Source organism: Bacteroides sp. 1_1_30, assembly GCF_020982715.1.
GTDB classification, from domain to species: domain Bacteria; phylum Bacteroidota; class Bacteroidia; order Bacteroidales; family Bacteroidaceae; genus Bacteroides; species Bacteroides xylanisolvens.
Genome location: NZ_JAJKHN010000216.1, coordinates 1 through 1,282, shown reverse-complemented (window position 1 = coordinate 1,282; position 1,282 = coordinate 1). Strand labels below are relative to the sequence as shown.

Sequence of the window (1,282 nt, the reverse complement as noted above, 5' to 3'; positions counted from 1 at the left end):
TAGCCATGGTCTCGTGGGCTCGGAGATGTGTATAAGAGACAGATCATAGAGATAAGGCTCTTATTCAAAAAAATCCCATTTCATCGGAAATTATAGTTTCTTATTTGTTCCTTCTAATTTGTAATTGATATCCAATATTTTCATACCTTTGAATCTCAATAGATGGAACATTCTCAAAAACTCTTCGCAAACGACTTATTGCATTATGAAGTCTCGGATCATTATTTGATTTATCCGACCAAAATATTTTCTTGATTTCTTTGTCTTTCAATATGTAATCTGGAGCTTCTAAAAAATGTTTTAATAAAATAGCTGTTTGTGGTGGTATCTGAATTTCCTCTTTACCAAATATAAGCTTTCTCAAATCTGCATCAAACATAATATCTTGGTCCATTTGATAAATATGAACAGAGGTAGGAACAACAATGTTCTTTTGCCATCTCTTTCTAAAAAATATCACTATATTAATAATAACTGCACACAGCCAATAAATAAAGCCATAAACAAAGCCTCTTACACCCACAAGAGTAAAAAATGAAAAGTAGAAAAAGCCTTTTACTTCAACCTCGCAACGATAACCTGCCGTAATATCGAATTCTGGTATACAATTTTCATGTAAAAAAGAGTCAGGGTATACACTTTCTGTAATATTTTCATCTTTATCGGATACCAAAAGCTGCAATGCAAAAGTGCCAGACAAACTTTGCTGCTTCAAATGCAGTTGCCATTTTTCATATAAAGAGTCCACTACTAAAGGATGTTTAGATAAATAAGCAGTATGTAAAAAACTTAATCGTGGATCAGATGTTACATTTTTAGAACTTTTTTCTTTATCCAAGCAGTATCCACGTTTTCCACTTTCATCTGTTATATAAACCGTATCAGGATACTCCTCCAATCGCTGTTTCCTCCCACTAGTGTAAAAATAACCATCAAAAGCATCTTCTTGTAAATGTTGCAAAAAAACTGCTTTAAAAACACTTTCCACTCTTTCACTGAACATTTTTTTTCTAGCCTCACAATATAATTGTCCTAGAATGAAAAATAATACTATCTCCAGAATAAATATTATTAGCAAAAGGCGCATCTTTTGTTTATCTTTAAATGTAATTGTACCGCTTAGTTTCGTTAGTAATTTCATAGCGTGACTTATTTTATCTGTTTGAATAGCACAAAGGTAGCATTATTTGCAATAATTGACAGACAATATAAAAACTATTTTGAGTTTTTGGTTATATCAAAAACTGTCTCTTATACACATCTCCGAGCCCACGCGACCGAC

The 1,282-nt window shown here is 32.2% G+C and carries 1 protein-coding gene; it reads right to left on the bottom strand.

Annotated features, from left to right (window positions below; translation table 11 throughout):
- Window positions 1-100: 100 nt before the first annotated feature.
- A complete protein-coding gene (locus tag LPH68_RS26265) occupies window positions 101-1,141 on the bottom strand; it encodes a winged helix-turn-helix domain-containing protein (protein ID WP_008776661.1) in 1,041 nt (346 codons plus the stop codon).
- Window positions 1,142-1,282: the final 141 nt, after the last annotated feature.

Bases quoted from the DNA above. Each gene is read 5' to 3' on its own strand.
- LPH68_RS26265 (WP_008776661.1), bottom strand. From the start codon at position 1,141: ATGAAATTACTAACGAAACTAAGCGGTACAATTACATTTAAAGATAAA.